This is a genomic window from Bacillus sp. FSL H8-0547, from assembly GCA_038002745.1.
In the GTDB taxonomy this organism is placed as follows: domain Bacteria; phylum Bacillota; class Bacilli; order Bacillales; family Bacillaceae; genus Bacillus_P.
The window spans coordinates 2,775,948-2,796,727 of sequence record JBBODD010000001.1 but is presented as its reverse complement, the minus strand read 5'-3'; the positions used below and the strand labels follow the sequence as shown (position 1 = coordinate 2,796,727).

General features: G+C 45.4%; 18 protein-coding genes and 1 other annotated feature. Of the genes, 4 read left to right on the top strand and 14 right to left on the bottom strand.

Annotation, left to right across the window (positions count from 1 at the left end):
• The first annotated feature begins 167 nt into the window (after positions 1-167).
• Positions 168-1,103: a cysteine synthase A gene (gene cysK, locus MHB63_13775; GenBank protein MEK3807585.1), complete on the top strand. Its 936-nt coding sequence runs from the start codon at positions 168-170 to the stop codon at positions 1,101-1,103.
• Positions 1,104-1,129: 26 nt separating this feature from the next.
• Here the strand turns inward: cysK and MHB63_13770 are convergent, their stop codons facing one another.
• Both MHB63_13770 and pepV read right to left on the bottom strand, forming a co-directional pair.
• Positions 1,130-2,308: an MFS transporter gene (locus MHB63_13770; GenBank protein ID MEK3807584.1), complete on the bottom strand. Its 1,179-nt coding sequence runs from the start codon at positions 2,306-2,308 to the stop codon at positions 1,130-1,132.
• Positions 2,309-2,423: 115 nt separating this feature from the next.
• On the bottom strand, positions 2,424-3,818 hold the full coding sequence (pepV, locus tag MHB63_13765) for a dipeptidase PepV (GenBank protein ID MEK3807583.1): 1,395 nt from the start codon (positions 3,816-3,818) through the stop codon (positions 2,424-2,426).
• 333 nt (positions 3,819-4,151) lie between these two features.
• Between pepV and MHB63_13760 the strand changes: the two genes are divergently transcribed.
• Positions 4,152-5,453, top strand: a complete 1,302-nt coding sequence (locus MHB63_13760; protein ID MEK3807582.1) for an NCS2 family permease — start codon at positions 4,152-4,154, stop codon at positions 5,451-5,453.
• Positions 5,454-5,767: 314 nt separating this feature from the next.
• Positions 5,768-5,992 (top strand): DeoR family transcriptional regulator, encoded by a 225-nt coding sequence (locus tag MHB63_13755; GenBank protein ID MEK3807581.1) that lies wholly within the window; start codon positions 5,768-5,770, stop codon positions 5,990-5,992.
• 89 nt (positions 5,993-6,081) lie between these two features.
• Here MHB63_13755 and MHB63_13750 read toward each other — a convergent pair whose 3' ends face one another.
• The 3 genes from MHB63_13750 to MHB63_13740 all read right to left on the bottom strand — a co-directional run bounded on the left by MHB63_13750 (position 6,082) and on the right by MHB63_13740 (position 10,630).
• A complete protein-coding gene (locus MHB63_13750; GenBank protein MEK3807580.1) occupies positions 6,082-6,807 on the bottom strand; it encodes a pseudouridine synthase in 726 nt (241 codons plus the stop codon).
• An 832-nt stretch (positions 6,808-7,639) separates the two neighbouring features.
• Positions 7,640-8,755: an IS110 family transposase gene (locus MHB63_13745; protein MEK3807579.1), complete on the bottom strand. Its 1,116-nt coding sequence runs from the start codon at positions 8,753-8,755 to the stop codon at positions 7,640-7,642.
• 252 nt (positions 8,756-9,007) lie between these two features.
• Positions 9,008-10,630, bottom strand: coding sequence for a polysaccharide biosynthesis protein (locus MHB63_13740; protein MEK3807578.1), 1,623 nt, complete (start codon positions 10,628-10,630; stop codon positions 9,008-9,010).
• Positions 10,631-10,971: 341 nt separating this feature from the next.
• Here MHB63_13740 and MHB63_13735 point away from each other — a divergent pair, with 341 nt between their 5' ends.
• Positions 10,972-12,249, top strand: a complete 1,278-nt coding sequence (locus tag MHB63_13735) for an NAD(P)/FAD-dependent oxidoreductase (GenBank protein MEK3807577.1) — start codon at positions 10,972-10,974, stop codon at positions 12,247-12,249.
• 12 nt (positions 12,250-12,261) lie between these two features.
• Here MHB63_13735 and MHB63_13730 read toward each other — a convergent pair whose 3' ends face one another.
• From MHB63_13730 to MHB63_13690, 9 genes are all read right to left on the bottom strand, one after another.
• Positions 12,262-12,444 (bottom strand): sporulation protein Cse60, encoded by a 183-nt coding sequence (locus MHB63_13730; GenBank protein MEK3807576.1) that lies wholly within the window; start codon positions 12,442-12,444, stop codon positions 12,262-12,264.
• The gene (locus tag MHB63_13725; protein MEK3807575.1) at positions 12,445-12,684 is read right to left on the bottom strand and encodes a DUF2553 family protein; all 240 of its coding nucleotides are present in this window, start codon (positions 12,682-12,684) and stop codon (positions 12,445-12,447) included. It lies immediately after the preceding gene.
• A gap of 298 nt (positions 12,685-12,982) precedes the next feature.
• Positions 12,983-13,306 carry a rhodanese-like domain-containing protein gene (locus MHB63_13720; GenBank protein MEK3807574.1) on the bottom strand — a complete coding sequence of 108 codons (324 nt, stop codon included), beginning with the start codon at positions 13,304-13,306 and terminating at the stop codon, positions 12,983-12,985.
• A gap of 98 nt (positions 13,307-13,404) precedes the next feature.
• Positions 13,405-15,819 carry a leucine--tRNA ligase gene (gene leuS, locus MHB63_13715; protein MEK3807573.1) on the bottom strand — a complete coding sequence of 805 codons (2,415 nt, stop codon included), beginning with the start codon at positions 15,817-15,819 and terminating at the stop codon, positions 13,405-13,407.
• 97 nt (positions 15,820-15,916) lie between these two features.
• Positions 15,917-16,143: a binding site (T-box leader), on the bottom strand.
• A 151-nt stretch (positions 16,144-16,294) separates the two neighbouring features.
• Positions 16,295-16,618, bottom strand: a complete 324-nt coding sequence (locus MHB63_13710; protein ID MEK3807572.1) for a DUF4257 domain-containing protein — start codon at positions 16,616-16,618, stop codon at positions 16,295-16,297.
• 342 nt (positions 16,619-16,960) lie between these two features.
• Positions 16,961-18,148, bottom strand: a complete 1,188-nt coding sequence (locus MHB63_13705) for an MFS transporter (GenBank protein ID MEK3807571.1) — start codon at positions 18,146-18,148, stop codon at positions 16,961-16,963.
• 158 nt (positions 18,149-18,306) lie between these two features.
• On the bottom strand, positions 18,307-18,711 hold the full coding sequence (locus tag MHB63_13700) for a hypothetical protein (GenBank protein MEK3807570.1): 405 nt from the start codon (positions 18,709-18,711) through the stop codon (positions 18,307-18,309).
• Positions 18,712-18,756: 45 nt separating this feature from the next.
• Complete coding sequence (locus MHB63_13695; protein ID MEK3807569.1) at positions 18,757-20,091, bottom strand: FtsX-like permease family protein; 1,335 nt, start codon at positions 20,089-20,091, stop codon at positions 18,757-18,759.
• Entirely contained in the window at positions 20,081-20,779 is a 699-nt protein-coding gene (locus MHB63_13690) for an ABC transporter ATP-binding protein (protein ID MEK3807568.1), read from the bottom strand. Before MHB63_13690 ends, MHB63_13695 begins: the two co-directional genes overlap by 11 nt.
• Position 20,780: the final 1 nt, after the last annotated feature.

Genomic DNA, 20,780 nt, shown 5'->3' with positions numbered 1-20,780 from the left:
AGCATGGCTCTGCTCCGGCGCTTCCATGCAAAAACAGCGCAATCACTTTTTTCATTTTATCAAAGTCTCCGGGAAGAATAGAAACAAAGCGCCTTGCTTTAAGAAAATCGATTGCTGGGAAGGCAAACAGAGGATATGCTATTATATCAACTAAAGGAGCTGAAAAAATCATGCGTGTTGTAGAAAATGTGGCAGATTTAATTGGCCATACACCTCTTTTAAAATTAAACCGCCTGAATCCAAAAGACGGAGCTGCGGTTTATCTTAAGCTTGAGTTCTTCAATCCAAGCGGCAGTGTAAAAGACAGAGCTGCTTTTAATATGATTGTCGAGGCCGAAAAACAGGGCCTGTTAAACGAAAAATCAACGATTATCGAGCCAACGTCAGGCAATACAGGCATCGGACTTGCGATGAATGCGGCAGCAAGGGGCTACAAAGCCATTCTTGTCATGCCTGATACGATGACACAGGAACGCATCAATCTGCTTAAAGCTTACGGTGCAGAAGTTGTGCTTACACCGGGCGACGAAAAAATGCCCGGTGCCATAAAAAAGGCAAACGAGCTTGCACAGGAAATCCCTTACAGCTTTGTTCCCATGCAGTTTGAAAACGAAGCAAATGCTGATGCCCACCGCAAAACAACGGCACCCGAGATTATTGACGCAATGGATGAGATCGGGAAAAAGCTTACTGCATTTGTTGCCACAGCTGGCACTGGCGGAACCATTACAGGCACCGGCGAAACGCTGAAAGAGCATTATCCGGATTTGACCGTACATGTTGTAGAGCCGGCCGGCTCCCCGGTCCTTTCCGGTGGAAAGCCCGGCAAGCATAAGCTTGTCGGCACAAGTCCCGGATTTATTCCAGACATTCTGAATCAGGATGTCTACGATGAGATTTTCAAAATAAAGGATGAAGAAGCGTACACCATTACACGCAGACTTGCTGCTGAAGAGGGAATCCTTGTCGGTCCATCCTCAGGTGCAGCCTGCTTTGCCGCCCTTGAAGTTGCAAAACGCCTGACACCGGATGATGTTGTTGTCTGCATCGCATGCGATACAGGCGAACGCTATCTATCAAGCGATGTGTTCAGAGAAGAATAAGTCTTTAAAAAAAGAGCTGCTCCGGACTAAACCGGAACAGCTCTTTTTTGATTCAGCTTCATCACACAAAGGATGACAAGCGCAATGAGGGACATTGTTCCAAAGAACAAATACACATGAAGAATCGAATACCCTTCAAGGATAAGGCCCCCGAAAAACGTGCAAAACCAGTTTCCAAGCCCGTTCCCAACAGATGAATACAGAGAAATCGCCGTTGCCCCAACAGATACAGGAGCAAGCTCTCTCACATACTGAAGGGCAGCAGGTATGAACAATCCAACAGAAAAGCCCTGTGCAATCGTTGTGGCATACACAACCCCAAGAGGCGGTTCAAAGAAATACAGAAACCATCTGAGACATGAAATGCATGTTGCCATAACCAGGATGTTCATCATGCCGAGGCGCCTGATCCAGCTGCTTGCAAACTTCATAAACGGGGCTTCACTGCCCGCCGCAAGCAAAAATGCAATGCCGATTCCGGTCAGCCCGCCGCCAAGGTCAGCGACAAAAATGCCGAAATAAATATTATTGGCAAGAATAGGGCCAAGAACAAGAAATGCGATAAATAGAAACAGAAAATACCTCGGCACATTCGCAAGTTCTTTTATGCCGTCACGGATGCTGATCTGCATCGTTCTGCTTTCATTCGGCAGCTGCGCCGCAAAGAAAATGGCAAGAAACAGCACGAGTGCAAAGGAATAAAAAATCACGTGAAGAGAATAGCGTTCAGACAGCTGGCCAACAGCCATGACAGCAACTGCAAAGCCCACAGCTCCCCACAGCCTGATTGAACCGTATTCCGTTTTGGTCCTGTGGACATAATTCATTGAGATGCTGTCGGATAAAGGAATCAGAGCACTCTGAACAACAGCAAGCAGCAGAGCAATCACAATCAGCCAGAAATAGCCGTCAAGAAGTGAGAATACAATCCCAAACAGTCCGGCAAGCGTCAAAGCGACGGTCAGTAAAACAGTCGGTTTCTGCGTGATGTCACTTAAAATCCCCCACAGCGGCTGAACTAAAATCATAACAACCGGGCTGATGCTCATAATGATTCCAATCTGGCTTCCTGAAAGTCCTACACTGTCCTTTAAATAAACTGGCAATAAAGGAAACAGAGATCCAATGGCAAAAAACATGAGAAAATAAAACGAACAGAACGAAACCCGCGTCATGCGGTGTTCTCTTTGAAGAGTGTAATCCAAACCAGCAGCCTTCTTTCCCCACCTGTCATTTCGATTGCTAAAAACCGCTCCCTGGAAAGAGAGCGGCTAAAAGCTTCTTCAAACATCCTACCACATGAAAAGCGTTTCGTTAATCTTATTTTGCCAGTTCATAAATGGCCTGAGCATAAATGGCCGTTGCCTTCAGAAGATCGTCGATGATCACGTATTCATCCTTTTGATGAGCTACATCCGGTCTTCCCGGAAACATAGGGCCGAAAGCTACACCTGCTTTAAGCGACCGCGCATATGTTCCTCCGCCGATGGCAATCAGTTCAGGCTTCTCCCCTGTCTGCTCCTCGTAAACCTTTTTAAGCTTTTGAATGAGTTCATGCTCTGCTTCCACATAATGCGGTTTTGAGTCGCTGAAGGATGTAAGGTGAAAATCAGTGATGGATTTGAGTCCTTCCTGAATCCTTTCCGAATCTGCTGTAACAGGGTAGCGGATGTTTACCCCAAGCTCTCCGCCTTCTTTGCTGTCATATGACATGATGCCGAGATTGACTGTCAATTCTCCGCTAACTTCGTCTTCACACTGAATGCCGATTTTCTCTCCTCTTGTATCATTGCTGAAAAAGGCGGTCATTTGCTTCAAAAAGACCTTTCCATTATGATCAAGCTCAGCTTCAGCAAGGAAAAGCCCAAGCAATAGCCCTGCGTTTTTGCCTGTATGCGGAAGGCTTCCGTGAGCGGAAATCCCTTCAGCGGTTAATTTGAGGGTGCCATTCTCCTCTGAAACACTGCCTTTTATCTCGTACTGGGACAGGTAGCTGCTGTATTTTTGGGCAAGGGCTTTTGCATCATCTGTCTGAACGATTGCTTCAGCGAAATCCGGCACCATATTAAAACGTCTTCCTGACTTGAAAGAAAGGAGCTTTGGTCCATTTTTGCTGATGCTCGCTTTATCAAAATGGAACGAAAGCTTTGCATCAATAATACCCTTTTCGGCATTTATGATTGGAAAATCTGCATCTGGAGCAAAACCGAGGGAAGGCATTTCTTCATGTTTGAAATAGTGCTCCACACAGCCCCAGTCACTTTCTTCATCGGTTCCAAGAATCATCCGCACCCGCTTGTTCAGCGGAAGCCCGAGATCCTTTACAATTTTCATGGCATAATAAGCTGCCATTGTCGGGCCTTTATCATCAATCGCCCCGCGCGCGTAAATTTTTCCGTCGCGGATTTCTGCTCCAAATGGATCGCTGCTCCATCCGTCCCCTTCAGGTACAACATCGACATGGCAGAGTATGCCTACAATTTCATCTCCCTGTCCCATTTCAAGGTGTCCGGCGTAGCCATCGAGGTTTTTAGCCGTAAACCCGTCTTTTTCTCCCTTTTGGAGCATGTGAGTTAATGCTTTATGTATGCCTTTTCCAAATGGAGCGCCTTCTGTTTTTGATTTCTCATCCAGCACGCTCTTAATCCGCAAAAATTCCTGAGTATCTTCGGTAAATTGATCTTTTCTTGTCAGTACTTCCTGCATCCAATCCATTTGCATACCTCTTTTCATGATCATTTTCATCGTACCTCTACTTAGTTAAGATACCAAAGGATGCAAACATAAGAAAGCGCTCCACGGAGAAACTAAGCTTAAACAAAAAACAAAAACTCTTGCAAATCTACCTAAAAACGAATAATATAATAAATGTTTTGCAAAAACGTTCGTTTATCAAGTGCACTCATCACTCATTCTGCTTCTGCTGCCGATAGACAGCGCAGAAAAAAAGCAGATGCCAATTATTCAACAGCGGTCCCTGCTTTCAAGGGACCTTTCTCATGACAGCAGCTGATGGCTGCCTGAAAGACTACACATTGGAGGCTTACTATGTTTAAACTGAAAGAACATCAAACAACGGTACGCACAGAAACACTTGCAGGGATCACAACCTTCCTGACGATGGTTTACATCGTGGTTGTAAACCCGATTATCCTTGCAGATGCAGGCGTTCCATTTGACCAGGTATTTACAGCCACCATCATCGCGGCAATTGTCGGAACGCTGTGGATGGCTCTTGCTGCAAATTACCCGATTGCGATTGCACCCGGAATGGGTCTGAACGCTTACTTCGCCTACTCGGTTGTCGGCGGCCACCAGGTCAGCTACCAGGTTGCCTTTGCCTCTGTTTTTGTGGCGGGCATCATTTTCCTGATCTTATCGCTGACACCGTTCCGCAAAAAACTGATTGAAGCCATCCCGGCTAACCTGAAATACGGCATCACAGCGGGAATCGGTCTGTTTATCGCCTTTATCGGCCTCAGACTGACAGGCATTGTAACGGACCACCCTGAAAACCTTGTGACACTTGGCGATCTATCTTCACCACCTGTTATCCTTGCTCTGATCGGGCTTGCAGTTTCCCTGCTCCTTATGAGCCTGAACGTTCATGGCGCCCTGTTCTTCGGGATGATCATTACTGGAATTATTGCCTATTTTACCGGAGAACTTTCATTTGAAAATGGTTTTGTCTCTGTACCGAGCCTGCCTGAAGGATTTATGGTCCTAAACCCGGCAGATGCCATTGGACAGGTGATTTCAAATGGTCTTTACGCCGTTGTTTTCTCATTCCTTTTGGTTACGATCTTTGATACAACCGGCACGATGATCGGCGTTGCCCAGCAGGCCGGTCTTATGAAGGGTAATGAACTGCCGAATGCACGCAAAGCGCTGCTAGCCGACTCTGCTGCAACGACTGTAGGAGCTATGTTCGGCACAAGCCCGACGACTGCCTACATCGAATCCTCTGCAGGCGTTGCCGCCGGAGGACGAACAGGACTCACTACATTAACTGTTGCCGTGCTGTTCGGGCTTACCGCCTTTTTCAGCCCGCTTGTAGGAGCCGTTTCAGGCATAGCAGCCATCACAGCCCCTGCCCTGATTATCGTAGGAAGCTTAATGATGGGCAACATCGCGAAAATTAACTGGAACGAACTTGACGAAGCTTTCCCGGCCTTCCTTGTCATTATTGCAATGCCGCTCACTTCAAGTATTGCAACAGGCATAGCGCTGGGCTTCATCTCTTATCCGCTTATGAAAATAGCAAAAGGAAAATGGAAAGAGGTTCACCTGTTTGTTTATATCTTTGCCGTTCTGTTCTTTATTCAGCTCGTGTTCCTCGGCGGACATTAAAAGCCGCTCATAAAACACTTTAAAAGCATCCATACTAGATATGGGTGCTTTTTTATACGCATAAAAATGTCATACTATTCAGAATTAATTACATATAGTAAAATAAGAAATATAGAACAAATCAGTGTGTAACAAGATTAAAACTATGTAAAAATTTTGTTAATTCTAGCTTTTCGCTGGTATGATGATGTCGAAATCGTGTAAAATATTGTTGTAGCGTTCATAAACTAAATTAGTACAGTAACATCTGCAGTAGGGGACATCGTAGGTTGCAGTAGGCTATGCCATACGATCAAATGATAAGGAGTGGTTTTTTGAAACCTTCAACAAACCGTATGCTAACTCGTATCAAATCTGTCTACATGTTTATCCATGAAAGAGGTACTGTTACAACTCAGCAGCTTGTTGACGAATTTGGTATTACACCCAGAACCATTCAAAGAGATTTAAATGTGTTAGCGTATAATGACCTGGTTCGGAGCCCAAGCAGAGGCAAATGGACAATTACACAGAAGAAGGTTAGAAAAATGTCTTCCTAGAAAGCCGTTTATTCCGGAAAAAAATGTTAAACTTGCATACATAAGAAAACCAGTCTGCCCTTTTGGCGACTGGTTTTTTTCTTGTCATTTTACAGCTCTATGGCCTGTGCATTCCTCAGAGCTTCCACTTCTTCGTCCGTCAGCTCTCTGTATTCTCCGAGTTCAAGACTCTCATCCAGATGAAGCGGGCCCATGCTGATGCGCTGCAGATAGGCTACTTTTTTGCCGACTGCCTCAAACATCCGTTTTACTTGATGAAATTTGCCTTCAGTGATTGTGATACGAATCTCTGACCGTTCTCCTGCTTCGATGATTTCAAGGCGGGCAGGCTTTGTGACATACCCGTCATCAAGCTCTACCCCTTCTTTGAAAGCAGACGCATCTTCTTCTGTCACATGTCCCTCAATTTTCGCATAGTACGTTTTTGGCACATGCTTTTTAGGAGAGAGCAGCTGATGCGAAAGCTGGCCGTCGTTTGTAAGGAGAAGAAGCCCCTCTGTGTCTTTATCCAGACGTCCCACAGGAAACGGCTTGTAGACGGCATCAATCATTTCCAGCAGATCAATAACCGTTTTCTGGACAGAGTCCTCTGTGGCCGACAGGAAGCCGGCCGGTTTGTTCAGCATCAGGTAAATGTGCTCTTTGTACTCAACTGTTTCACCGTGTACTGTCACGGCCTGAAGCGCTGGGTCAACATGTGTTTTGGCATCCTTGATGATCTTGCCGTCAGCCTTTACAGCACCTGTTTTCAGCAGCTGTTTTACTTCTTTTCTGCTTCCATAGCCTATGTTTGAAAGTAATTTATCGATTCTCATGGTACGACCTGCCTTTTAATTTAAATATAGATTAATGCAAGGGCGGATTCTGGAAGTATGCCGTTCCTTTCCGCTCCAGGAACTTGCTTTCCGCGGGGAGGGATGGGAGCCTCCTGATATGAACGAAACTGTCAAGGCTCCTAACCCACACCGATTTTTGAACGCCTTTAATAAGAGAAGCGATTTTCAGCTTCTTTTCATGTAAAAGTTAAAGCCATAGTGGCTAGCTGATCTCCTTCTTTAGCTTACCTACCGCTGCTCATCTCTCTGGTTAGCGGTCAAGTGCTTTCCTTGATGGCTAACCAGAGAGATGAGATTCTTCTCAAGCTAAAGAAGATGTGAACCCATTTTCCTCTCTTTTTTAATGGCAGGCTGTTTTTATGATCATTGTAGATTCTAAATCGTACCCGTTCCCTTGCGCTCCAGTCACTTGCTTTCCGCGGGGAGCCCCGGGAGCCTCCTCACTTCGTTTGCGGGGTCTCCCGTGCACTCTTCATCCCGCAGGAGTCAAGTGCCTTCCGCTTCAGTCCACTGGTGTTTAAACTTATATTCAGGAAACAAGTACGAACGTAGCCTGCTAAAAATGAAAGGTAAGAACACGGCACGAAGGCAAAAATTTCAACTGCGGTTAGCACTCTGATATTCGTGGGTTTTCACATTTTATCTTTCCGTGTAAAGGACTGTTCCACTAACTCGGCGCGTGCATTCATCATTTTCGACTTAGCACAGAGGAGGCACGTGGGTTTTCCTTTCCGGTTTTTCTCTTTGCCTTCGAGCCCTATTCTCATTCTTCCATTCTCGATACGTTTGTTTCTAACTGGTAGATACAATCTCAATTTGTGCTAGGCATCTCTTCTACTTCTTGCATCACCGCCCAAATAAAGCCGGCTAATTCCCTGGCAACTGCGGTTACAGCTTTCCCTCCATTTTTCCCTTTGGACAACAGCCGGTAGTATTTCTTGTGAAGACGATTTTGTGCTTTCCATGAAATCGATTGAATAGCCGGTGATTGACCTTTTATGCGCCTTTCAAGATCTCCCTTCACAGCTGGCTGATAGCGATAACTCCATGCCGATTCTACAAGCAAGCGCCGAACATGACGATTTCCTGTTTTCGTAATATTGCCTTGTTTTCGTTTTTCTCCACTTGAATATTCGCTTGGAATCAATCCAACGTATGACATAAACTGTCGAGGGGTCGAAAAACGTTTAAATGAACCAATCTCAGCTACGATGCTTGTCGCTGTCACAAGCGCTATCCCTCTTAATGCTTGAAGAGCTTGAACTTTTTCTGCGTGGACACCTTCTTTTGCGTGAATGTTTATTTCTTCCTCTAATCGCAGAATACGCTGTTTTAATTCTTTTAGCTGGTAGTAATATTCTTGAAAAACAACGCGAAGGTGAACATTTTCAAACTGAAGCGTATCCAGCCAACGATAATATTTCACTGTCCATTTATTAATCCCGGTCGGTGGTTTTATATCGTTTCGAAGAAGAAATTTACTCAATCGGTGTTTAGCTCTTAACTCATCTTCTTTCGCATCTTCTCTACAGCGGACAAGGTCTCGCAATGCTTCATCATCTGGAGTTGGAATGTAAATAGATGTTAATTCGGCTGCACGATGTAATTGTGCTAGCCGAATGGCATCCCTGCGATCTGTTTTAATTCGCTCTCCAGGCTTTTGAGGAATAAGGGATGGAGCAATTACCTCACAGTGAATCCCCATATCAGACAATAGTCTGTATAAGGCATAACCTGTAGGACCAGCTTCATAACAGACGCGAAGAGTTTTTGCCTCCCCCAACTTTTTCATTAGCTTTTTTATGGCCTCAGGTGTGTGGTCGATCACTCCCCAGTAACGTGGGGCTTCGCGTCCCTCTTCTGCAATCGCGACCGCAATTTTTTCTTTCGATACGTCTAAACCTACGTATTTCATGGCATCCTTCATAATAACTAGCTCCTTCCGTAATGCAGCTCTGATTTGGTATGTTTTTTTCCAGTAAACATTCTAACCAGATTAACCTACGATGTTACGAATAAGGAGCTAGTTTCGTTCATGATAACTCGGCCAGCCTGCGGGGTCTCCCATTCCCTCTTCATCCCGCAGGAGTCAAGTTCCTTCCGCTGCAATCCACTGGTTTGTATGGATTATGCTGACTAACATCCCTCTTTTTCCAAAAAGAGCTTCAAAAAAGAAGGCTTATTCAGAAGCCTTCTTTTTGCGGTTTAAAAAGGAAAAACGGCTTCCGAGCAGCTTCTCAAGCAAGTGAGAGCGGTGCGCTGCGTACAGGTATGCAGCTGCTCCTAAACCAATTGCAATCAGCAGAATGATGACTGACTGCATTTTTCCATCAGAGTATTCAATAAAAATAGATAGAACGGATTGGGTGACTGATACGACCAGACCCATAAAAGCCGTCAGAATTCCGATAAAGACGGTGCGTTTGAACAGCAGTTTGAATGAATAGCCGGCGTGGCGGCGGATCATTGCAAAACTGTATAGAATGGATGCACCGAACCCAAGCGCAGTTGCGAGAATGGATCCTACTCCCTGGAATGCCTCAATGAGCGGAGCATTCACAGCAAGTTTAATGATCAGTCCAAGCGAAAGGGAAATTACAGCAAGCTTTTGCTTGTTGATTCCCTGAAGAACGGCCGCTGTTACGGTAAAGAAAGAAAACAGGAGCGCAACAGGAGCGAACCATCTCAGCAGGCCCGGGCCGTCCGGGTCGTTTTCATAGAAAAGCATATAGGCAGGCTCTGCAAGAATGGCAAGACCCACAATCGCAGGCAGTGTCAGAAAAATGATAATCTGAAAGGCCTGGTCAATCTGCTTGTTCACAAGCTTCATATTGTTATTTGTAAAGGACTTTGTAATCGTAGGTACAAGCGTCAATCCGAATGCTGTAGCAAGTGATACGGGAATCATCACCAGTTTCGGAAGATATAAAGTCACGATTGAAAAAATGCCGGTTGCTGTTTCTTTATATCCGCCTTCAACCATCGCTTTAATGAACGTATTTGTGTCAATGTACGTATATAAAGGGATAGCAAGTCCAACAAAAACAAATGGCCCAGCGTATGAGAAAAGCTCTTTAAACATGCGTCCTGCAGGCATATTTTCAGCAGGAACCACATTCTCCCTCATCGCTTCAAGACCGCGTTTGCGTCGCTGCCAGTAGACAAACAGCACAAGCAGTCCTCCGATGGCTCCGACAAATGCAGCAAAGGTTGAATAGCCGACTGCCGTTACAAGCGAGCCGTCAAATACCTTAAGGACAAGATAAGCTGACGCAAGCAGGAAGGCAATCCTCACAATCTGTTCTATAACCTGAGAAACTGCAGTTGGCCCCATTGACTGATGCCCCTGGAAAAATCCCCTAATCAGACTCATAATCGGCACGACAATTAAAGCGAGACTGACCATGCGGATGACAAGCACAGCATCGTCAACCGTTGTATTGCCGATCTCTCTTTGTCCAAGCGAGCTTTCAGCCAGAACCGGCGCCAGAAAATAGAGAATAATAAACGCAAGAACTCCCGTTAAAAACATAACCGAGATGCCCACTCTGAACATTTTTCTGCTTGTTGCGTAATCTCCTATGGAATTATACTTTGATACAAATTTTGAAACCGCCTGGGGGAATCCCATGGTCGCTATGCCGAGGAAAACGGCATACTGCGCATATCCGATCTGGTACAAGGCCCCGCCGTCTTTTCCGACAAGCGCATAGAACGGGATAATGTAGATCATACCCAGAATTCTTGATATGTAAGTGCCAAGTGTTAATACGAGTGTTCCCCGCAATAATTTATTCGACATGAATGAAATCACCAATTTCTCTCTGAAGATTCAACTTTTCTATTTTAACACATTAGGCACCTATAACAAGAATGTTTGTGCATCACAAAAGCGGAAGCGCCAAGGCCCGCTCCGGCAGGCAGAAAAGAATCCGCCAAAAAAGTCCGGGTTTGACTTTTTTGGCGAATTTGTTCTGACAGAGGATCTAGGCGCTGGAGCTGGACGCTGATTACTTTATAAGGTTCGACAGCCTTATGTTCTTTATAACTCCATGAATAATAATAGGCGGATTTGGCATTTTACATGATTCCGCTATAATAGGGAGAGAAAAGTTTTTTTCAGAAAGAAAAGGTTGTGAAAGCATGAAGGTTGATGTAGTTATTATTGGAGGCGGTCCATCCGGCCTGATGGCAGCGATTGCTGCAGGTGAAAAAGGAGCACGCGTCCTCCTGCTCGATAAAGGAAATAAACTCGGCAGAAAGCTTGCGATTTCAGGTGGCGGCAGATGCAATGTCACGAACAGGCTCCCGGTTGATGAGATTGTTAAACATATTCCCGGAAACGGACGATTTTTATACAGCGCATTCTCAGAATTCAGCAATGAAGATATCATCCTCTTTTTTGAAAAGCTTGGCATTCAGCTGAAGGAAGAAGACCACGGCAGGATGTTTCCGGTCACAGACAAAGCTCAGTCTGTTGTCGATGCTCTTCTTAATGAACTTAAAAGGCTGCGTGTGACAATCCGGACAAACGAGCCTGTGGAAACGATCGAGTACGAGAACGGCAAGACCGCCGGAGTGCGGTTAAAAAACGGAGAGTATATTCAAACACAGGCGGTTGTGGTTGCTGTCGGGGGCAAAAGCGTTCCACATACCGGAAGCACAGGAGACGGGTATGCATGGGCTGAAAAAGCAGGGCATACCATTACAGAGCTTTTTCCGACAGAAGTTCCCGTAACATCCAATGAGCATTTCATTCAGGAAAAAACGCTGCAGGGCCTCTCACTCCGAAATGTTGCCCTGAGTGTTTTGAATCCTAAAGGCAAGGTCATTAAAACGCACCAGATGGACATGATCTTTACCCACTTCGGGATTTCCGGACCGGCAGTTCTCCGCTGCAGCCAATACGTCGTAAAAGCGATGAAAAAGTTTAAAACCACGGCTATCCCCGTGAGCATCGACTCGTTTCCTGAACGGAACCAGGAAGAGCTATTTCAGGAAACGGTAAAGCTCTTTAAGTCAGAACCTAAAAAGACCGTTAAGAACGTGCTCAAAGGATTCCTGACGGAAAGATACCTTCTGTTTCTGCTTGAGAAAAACGGAATAGACCCAAATCTGCCGGCAGCCAATCTGCAGATGGAAAAATGGCGCTCGTTCATCCAGGACTGCAAAGGATTTCAGTTCAACGTTCACGGAACGCTTTCTATCGACAAGGCGTTCGTAACAGGTGGCGGGGTTTCCGTTAAGGAGATCCATCCGAAAGAAATGGCATCAAAACTTATGGACGGTTTGTATTTTTGCGGAGAAATCCTTGATATCCACGGCTATACAGGAGGCTACAACATAACATCTGCTCTTGTAACAGGCAGGCTTGCCGGAAAAAATGCCGCACAATATGCAAAGGAAGCAGCTAGTTTATAGCGGCTTCCTTTTTTAGGTTCTGTATAATATCAGTGCTGAAAAACAATAAAGCTGCTCCCCGTTCTGATCGCAGGCTGCCGACACATTGTACTTGATGTCAACCAGCTGCTCATCTGAGATGGACCTCAAAAATTGATTGATTGCCTTCTCCAGATCTTTTTCGTGCTCTTTGTCAAAAACGGCCACCTTGTACATTTAGCACCATCCCATATCACAGCCTTCCGCGTATTGCTGCTGGAGCTCGCAGTTCCGTTCATACACGCGGTAAAACCTGTCCTCTTCCATCATGAATCCATTTACTAATTCATATTCCCGTCCATCAGAAGTTATGACAAGCTTTCCGATATACTCCTTTCCAATGTAAAGCTCAATAAATTCCCCGTGCAGCTTTGCGACAACGCGATTCGTTACATCAAGCTTGTGATAGTCAGACATATCACATCCCTCCTTAGTTGAAGTGTATTTTTGACGGCTGCCGTTTATGATAGCGTTTTCATTTCATAACGGAGGAATCATGTGTTTTATTAATTCGGACTGTTAGATTGCCGATTTGGATTGTTAGAGATGCGATTTGGATTGTTAGACTTCTGTTTTGGATTGTTAAAGGCATGATTTGGATTGTTAGAACTGTTATTCAGAATTTGGAACCGGGTAATAGCATGCAATCCGCGATGGACTGCAGCCAATACCGTTAAAAAGCATAAAAAAACCCTGCCGAAGCAGGGAAACGGAATTACGCCAATTCACTTTTGCGTTTTGTGTCGCCTTTCCAGTCAAGCATGCCGCCCGCCATGTTCGTCACTTTGTAGCCTTTGTCCTCCATGAAGGAGCAGACGTTGCCGCTGCGTCCGCCTGACCGGCAGATGATGATGTATTCTTTGTCTTTATCAAATTGATCTAGCTTTTCAGGAATTTCTCCCATGCGGATATGTTTTGCTTCAGGAATCATCCCTTCTTCCACTTCATCGTCCTCGCGCACATCTACAAGGTTCAGCGCTTCGCCGCTTTTCAGTTTTTTATGTAATTCGTCTGTTGTCATTTCTCTCATTGAAATCATCCTTTCTGTTTCAGATGGCTTTATTATACCAAAGCCTGTGTATGACATACCACTTTCACAGAGGCATGAAAAAAGCAGGCGCCATGGCCTGCTTTTTCTCAGTTCGCTACAATATTTACAAGTTTTCCGGGAACGGCAATGATTTTGCGTATTGTTTTTCCGTCAACCTGTTCTTTCACGTCAACGTCTGAAAGAGCAAGCTCCTGCATTTCTTCGCGGGTTGCGTCTTTTGGAACGTGAAGTTTCGCTTTTACTTTCCCGTTTACCTGAACAACGATTTCCACTTCGTCCTCTACTAATTTGCCTTCGTCGTATGCAGGCCATGTTTCATAGGAGACTGTTCCTTCGTAGCCAAGCTTTTCCCATAATTCCTCTGCAAGGTGGGGCGCTACCGGTGAAAGCAATTTAACGAAGCCTTCCATATAAGACTTCGGAAGAACGGTTGCTTTGTACGCCTCATTAATGAAAACCATCAGCTGGGAGATCGCTGTGTTGAAGCGCAGCCCTTCGTAGTCCTCTGTTACTTTTTTAACGGTTTGATGATACACACGCTCTAAGCTGTCAGATGTGCTGTCTGTCACTTTTGCATTCAGAGCTCCGTTATCTTCGACGAACAAACGCCATACGCGGTCAAGGAATCGGCGAGCTCCGTCAAGTCCTTTTTCAGACCAGGCGATAGAAGCCTCAAGAGGTCCCATGAACATCTCGTAAAGGCGGAGTGTGTCAGCACCGTGGCTTGCAACGATATCATCCGGGTTGACAACATTGCCTTTGGATTTGCTCATTTTTTCGTTGTTTTCCCCGAGGATCATTCCCTGGTTAAACAATTTCTGGAACGGCTCTTTTGTAGGAACAATTCCAAGATCGTAAAGCACTTTGTGCCAGAAGCGCGCATACAGCAAATGAAGAACCGCATGTTCGGCACCGCCGATGTATGTGTCAACAGGCAGCCACTGCTTAATTTTTTCAGGATCTGCAAGGTGATCAGCGTTCTTTGGATCAATATAGCGCAGGTAGTACCAGCAGCTTCCGGCCCATTGCGGCATCGTGTTTGTTTCCCGTCTGCCTTTTTTGCCTGTTGCAGGGTCTGTTACGTTCACCCACTCTTCAATAACGGCAAGCGGAGATTCGCCTGTGCCTGAAGGGCGGATTTCTGTCGTCTTCGGCAGTGTCAGAGGAAGCTCTTCCTCAGGGACTGCTGACATTGTGCCGTCTTCCCAATGAATAATCGGAATCGGCTCACCCCAGTAGCGCTGGCGGGAGAACAGCCAGTCACGAAGACGGTAAGTCGTCTTTTTCTCGCCCTTCTTGTTTGTTTCTAGCCATGCAATCATGTTTTCGATGGCTTCTTCTTTATTTAAGCCGTTAAGGAAATCAGAGTTCACATGCTGGCCGTCGCCTGTATATGCTTCATTTTCAACATTGCCGCCTTCAACAACTTCTTTGATCGGCAGGTCGAACGTTTTTGCAAATTCATAGTCTCTCTCGTCGTGTGCGGGAACAGCCATAATAGCGCCAGTTCCGTAGCTTACAAGAACGTAGTCTGCAATCCAGATCGGCATTTTTTCGCCGTTTGCAGGGTTAACAGCAAAGGCCCCTGTGAATACACCTGTTTTTTCTTTCGCAAGATCTGTCCGCTCAAGGTCACTCTTGCTTTTTACTTTATCAAGATAAGCGGCTACAGCTTCCTTTTGGTCTTCTGTTGTAATTTTATCAACTAAAGCATGCTCGGGAGCAAGGACAGCATACGTTGCGCCAAAGAGCGTATCCGGACGTGTTGTGAAAACAGTAAAGGATTCTTCATGTCCGTCAACGTTAAACTGGACGTGCGCTCCTTCAGAGCGGCCGATCCAGTTGCGCTGCATTTCCTTGATGCTCTCCGGCCAGTCAACCTCTTCAAGGTCCTCAATCAAACGGTCTGCATATGCCGTAATTTTAAGCATCCATTGTTTCATCGGGCGGCGTTCTACAGGATGGCCTCCGCGCTCGCTTTTCCCGTCGATGATTTCCTCATTCGCAAGTACCGTTCCAAGTGCAGGACACCAGTTGACCGCTACCTCATCAACATAAGCAAGACCTTTTTTATATAACTGAAGGAAAATCCATTGTGTCCACTTGTAGTATTCAGGATCTGTCGTATTGATTTCACGGTCCCAGTCATATGAAAATCCGAGGCTTTGAATCTGGCGGCGGAATGTATCAATATTTTTGGCCGTGAACTCTGCAGGATCATTTCCAGTATCTAGCGCGTACTGCTCAGCAGGAAGACCGAATGCATCCCATCCCATCGGATGAAGGACGTTATATCCCTGCATGCGTTTTACGCGGGAAAGTATATCTGTTGCGGTAAAGCCTTCCGGATGTCCGACATGAAGGCCCGCTCCTGATGGATACGGAAACATGTCAAGTGCGTAAAATTTCGGCTTGCCGGCATCTTCCGTTGTTTTGAACGTTTTATTTTCAAGCCAGTAGTTCTGCCATTTCTTCTCGATTTTTTCGTGCTTGTAATTCATCATTATCCTCCTCTGATTGGTGCGCTGTTTCTACTAGTTTAGTTTGAACGGGTTTTGGATTGTTAAACGGAGAAAACAGAAAAAACCTCCCGTCCCCGAAAGGGACGAGAGGTTTATTTCCCGCGGTACCACCCAATTTAGCGCCATACGGCACTCACTTGATATCCGTAACGTGGATCACGACAGACATTACCGTGCAGGCTGCCCTGCAGTTCGCATCCGTAACTCAAAGGCGAGTTCGCAGGCATTGGATGATTGACTCTCACCGTCCGTCAATTCTCTGAGCATCCGCAGTCTGTTACTAATCCTTATCACCGTTCAAAATCATAAAGTTATACATGTATTTTATAGAATTTAAACCACGGTTGCAAGCTGTTCGCTATAAAAACTTCAGAAATGGGCAGGAATGCGGGAAAATCATGCTTTTAATAGAAGTGTAAGATGTTGAGAGATAAGGTGTGAGATGGTTTGGAGATTATTTCGCTTGGCGCTCATTGTCTTTTACAGGCTGTTCTATGCTGTCCTGCTGCTGTCTGACAAAGTCAAAACTCCGAAGTACGGCCTCCCCGCTGTAACCAGCGATAATAGAAAGCACGACAAGCTGAAATGAGGATGAAGGTTCTGTAGATAAAACGAGCAGGATCGATGCGGTCGTGCCCATTGCGATATCCTCCCAGAAACCGAGGTAGATAAAACGCTTGGTCATTCTTGGCTTTTCCATCCTTCCTTTCTTTTTAACATGTCCAAGCAGTCCCATTAACCCCCCAATCAATGACGCTACAAGTACAGTCTGCAGCATAAGATCACCTTCCTAAAGCCGTAATAAATTCGGCACGCGACTTCAGGTACAAGATATAAAGCTTCTCTTTGCTTGTCCAAATCAATAAAACCAGAGGCTTGTTTTACTTCCATTATATGTGAATAGCGATAAAACAATCTTGATTAAATAGAAGGAATTTTCAGTAAACTTTCATTCGTACTATTTCACTAGACCGAACACTTTTTCGGTCCGGCGCCTAAGTGATTAGTACCATGCATTTCTGGAGAGTACGCCTCTTTATTTTCCTCCCTCTTCCAAATACTTGTCCATTTGACCGAAAAAAGCACACCTTTATTCATTTAAAAGGTGTGCCATCTGTTATCACGCACTCACTGCGGGTGCAGCATGCTTCTCTTTGATTTTCTTATCGTAAACGGATGTCGTAAACATGGCGATAAACAGCAAGCCAATCAGAACAGTAAACAGCATGTTCATGCCATAAAAATCAACCAGTACGCCTCCAAGCAGCGGACCGATCATTCTTCCGCCTGTAGCTGTACTGTTGACGAAGCCCTGATAAAATCCTTCACGGCCTTTTGGAGCAAGATCATTCGCGATGGTCGGAACCGCCGGCCATACAAGCATTTCCCCGATGGTCAAGATAATCATGGCTGTCATAAATCCTTTGAAATCCCCTGCAAAGGATACCATGACAAAGGAGAAAATAAAGATGCAAAAGCCGATCATCATCTGCTTTTTAATCGATTTGGCCGCATATTTTACAAATGTATTCACAAGCGGCTGGCCGAAAACAATCAATGCCCCGTTTACCGTCCAGATCAAACTGTATTGGGTAAGCGGAATGCTCAGCTCCTGAGTGTGAGCAGCAATCGTTGACTGCCACTGAACATACGCGACCCAGCACAGCAAATAGCCGGAGCACAGGATAATAAGTGCTGTAAATTTATCCCGGTTCTGCAGTTTGGATGACTCCTGCAGGATGGATGACTGAGCCGAGGGAGCTGACGCAATCTTTCGATAACCGAAACATGCAAGCAAGAAAAAAACAGCATACAGTGCTGCATTTGCAATAAAGATCAGCTGAAACGAATACCCTGCAATCAGTCCGCCAAGCGCGGCCCCAATCGCAACACCCGCATTCTGCGAAACATAAATCGCGTTAAACGCTTTTCGCCCCCCTTCGGGCCAAACCGTTCCGGCAAGTGCATACATCGATGGAAACACAATTCCGGAACCAAAACCGACAAGTGTCAAAAAGACAATATACCAAGGCCAGTCATTGAAGAAAACAAGACCTAAAATAGCCGTGAACGTAAGCACAATCCCGCTCAAGATGGAACGGTAGCCACCGTACCGGTCAAAAAGAACCCCGCCAATCAGGTTGCCCGCTACACTTGCAGCAGAATTCAGCATCAGGACAATCCCGGCAACTGTCAGCGATTTACCAAGATGATCATGAATGTAGATCGTATTTAAAGGCCACAGAAACGAAGAACCTGTTACGTTAATCAGCATTCCTATTACAAGCAGCCATAAAGAACGCGGCATCTCAAAAACCTCCTTAAAAAACTCACAAAAAAGCACGAAGGCAAGAACTGCCTTCGCGTTTTTTTAAATCCATAGAAGATTGTAGTCCTTTTATCCGGAGATTGCAACCGGGAAATACCGGCTGATTCGGCCTGTCTGGAGCTGATCAGGCTTCGCTTTTAATAGACAGATATATCTTCTTCTGTATCAAATGTTATTTTACCGCTGGATTGTTTGTTTTTTGCAGTCATGTCCGCGGAACCCCGGTATCCCTTTTCGAAATAGCCGACAATCGTTTCCTCTAGCTGTTTTCCGCTTTTGTCCTTGTACAGAAGCTTCATTGAGCTCTCACTGAACCTTTCACGGGGGACAATTTTTACCTGATAGGTTTCTTTCGGTTCCAGTGATGGGATCACAATTTTTTCTTTATTATAAAAATAGCTGATCTCCATTTCATCCAGCTGATGTTCAGATTGATTTGTGATTGTTATGGTGATTGCGCTGCTGAACATGCCTTTTACAGGCAGTACGAATAAAACCATCAGCAGCAGAGCAATCATCAAATTGACAAGCCATCTTTTCACGAGCGCCCCTCCTACTGTTACATTCTGGAAAAAGCGATACTTCTCTTACAGTTCTCTTCTCAAAGCGGAGAGCACATTGATATTCGTCGCCTTCACGGCCGGACGCAATCCTGAAATCAAGGCCACTCCAAGACTGATGCCGCCAGCAATCAGGACAAGGCTGAGCGGGATATAGGAGAACGTAAAGTCCACACCTTCCATGCTTCCCTCAGAAACAGCTTCAAGCACGAGCGGGATGGCAAAGTTCGCAGCAAAGCTGACGGCGTAGGCAATAATGACACCGAGCAATGCCCCCAGCAGACCGATAAACGCACTTTCAAGAAGAAAGATTCTGCGAATCACGCCAGGCTGCGCCCCGATCGCCTTCATGATCCCGATCTCCTGTGTACGTTCAGTCACCGCCATTGTCATCGTATTGAAAATACCGATTGATGCAATCAGAACGGCTACAGTTCCGACAAAAATCAGTCCCACTTTAAAGGCATTAAAGAATAAGTTCATATTTTCAAGCTCTTCTGTTATTGAGTACACTAAGTAACCCTTATCCTTCAGGGAATCTGTCACGCCTTTAACATCTTCCATGCTTGCCGTATAAACCTTGATTTCATTATATTCCTGCGGCTCAACTTCATCTGACGAATCTGCTTTTGCGGCAAATGTGTGCATATCTTCTTTCCACACATCACTGATGTAGATATTGAAATCATCCATATAGTCTCTTGCAGGAGCTTCTGTAATTCCGGAGATCGTAAACGTCCAGCTTTTCGTTTCCGATTTGCCTTCAATCTGCTCGGTTTGTGTCAGGACAATCTCTTTACCGATCAGTTCGCCCTGATAGCCTTCCGGTTCTTCTGCAGCCGTCTCTGGATTCTCAGCCTGCTCATCGCGCTTCGTTCTCTCCGCATCAGTCAGAAGCGAATTTGCAAAATGATGGCCGACAATGATTTCACGGTCATTTTCCGGTGCTTTTCCTGAATCAAGCTTCAAATTTGCCTTAAATTCACTTTCCATATTTGTAAGCAGCAGACTCGCGTAATCGGATGTTCTGTCACCAAGCTTTGCATCCGTTTGTCCTGTCTGGGTAGCATAGGACCTTCTGACGACGGCTGCCACATTCTTTGTATCCTCGAGTTCTTTAATTTGTTCATCATTTCCCTGCTCAAAGCCCGCGTCCGTTTCCTTCCCGCTGATTTGAATTTCATTCAGCTTTTGAGCGCTCAACAGCTCCTCCTGCATGCTTTTTTGCATGCCGAATCCGACTGATGCCAGTACAATCAGAAACGCACAGCCGATAGTAGTCGCAAGCACGGTCATGAAAACCCTCATCCTGTTTTTCTTCATATTTCTTCTGACAAGACCGAGCTGATCTCTAAATTTCAACAGGAACACCCTCTTCCTTCAATACGCCGTCCTGCAGCACAAATTTTCTGTCGCTGAATGCTGCAACTTCTTCATCATGAGTGATGATGAAAAACGTAATGCCTTTTTCTGAGTTCAGCTCTTTAATGAGATCAAGAATTTCTTTTTCCGTCTCACTGTCCAGACTTCCTGTCGGTTCATCAGCCAGAATGATTTCCGGATTTGTAATCAGGGCGCGTCCAATTCCAACGCGCTGCTGCTGTCCCCCTGAAAGCTCATTCGGATAATGGCCTGAATGATTTTCAAGGCCGATTCTGTCAAGCATTTCGGTTACCTTCGTTTTTCTTTCAGAGGAAGGAACGCCCTTCAATGTTAATGGCAGTTCAATGTTTTCAAACGTCGTCAGACTCGGGATGAGCTGAAAACTTTGAAAGATGAAGCCAAACGTATCAAGCCTGAAGGCTGCCCATTCTTTTTCACTGAACCCGGTCACCTCTGTGCCGCCGACTGAAATGGTGCCGGCCGTCGGTGAAATATAACCTGAAACCAAGTTCAAAAGCGTTGATTTCCCGGAACCGCTTCGTCCGACGATTGAAGCAATTTCTCCCTTTTGAATAGAAAGCGACACATTTTTCAAAACAGGTATTTCTTTTTCATTTCCTTTTTTTCCAACCTTAAACGAATGACTTAATCCATCAACTTTTATCATG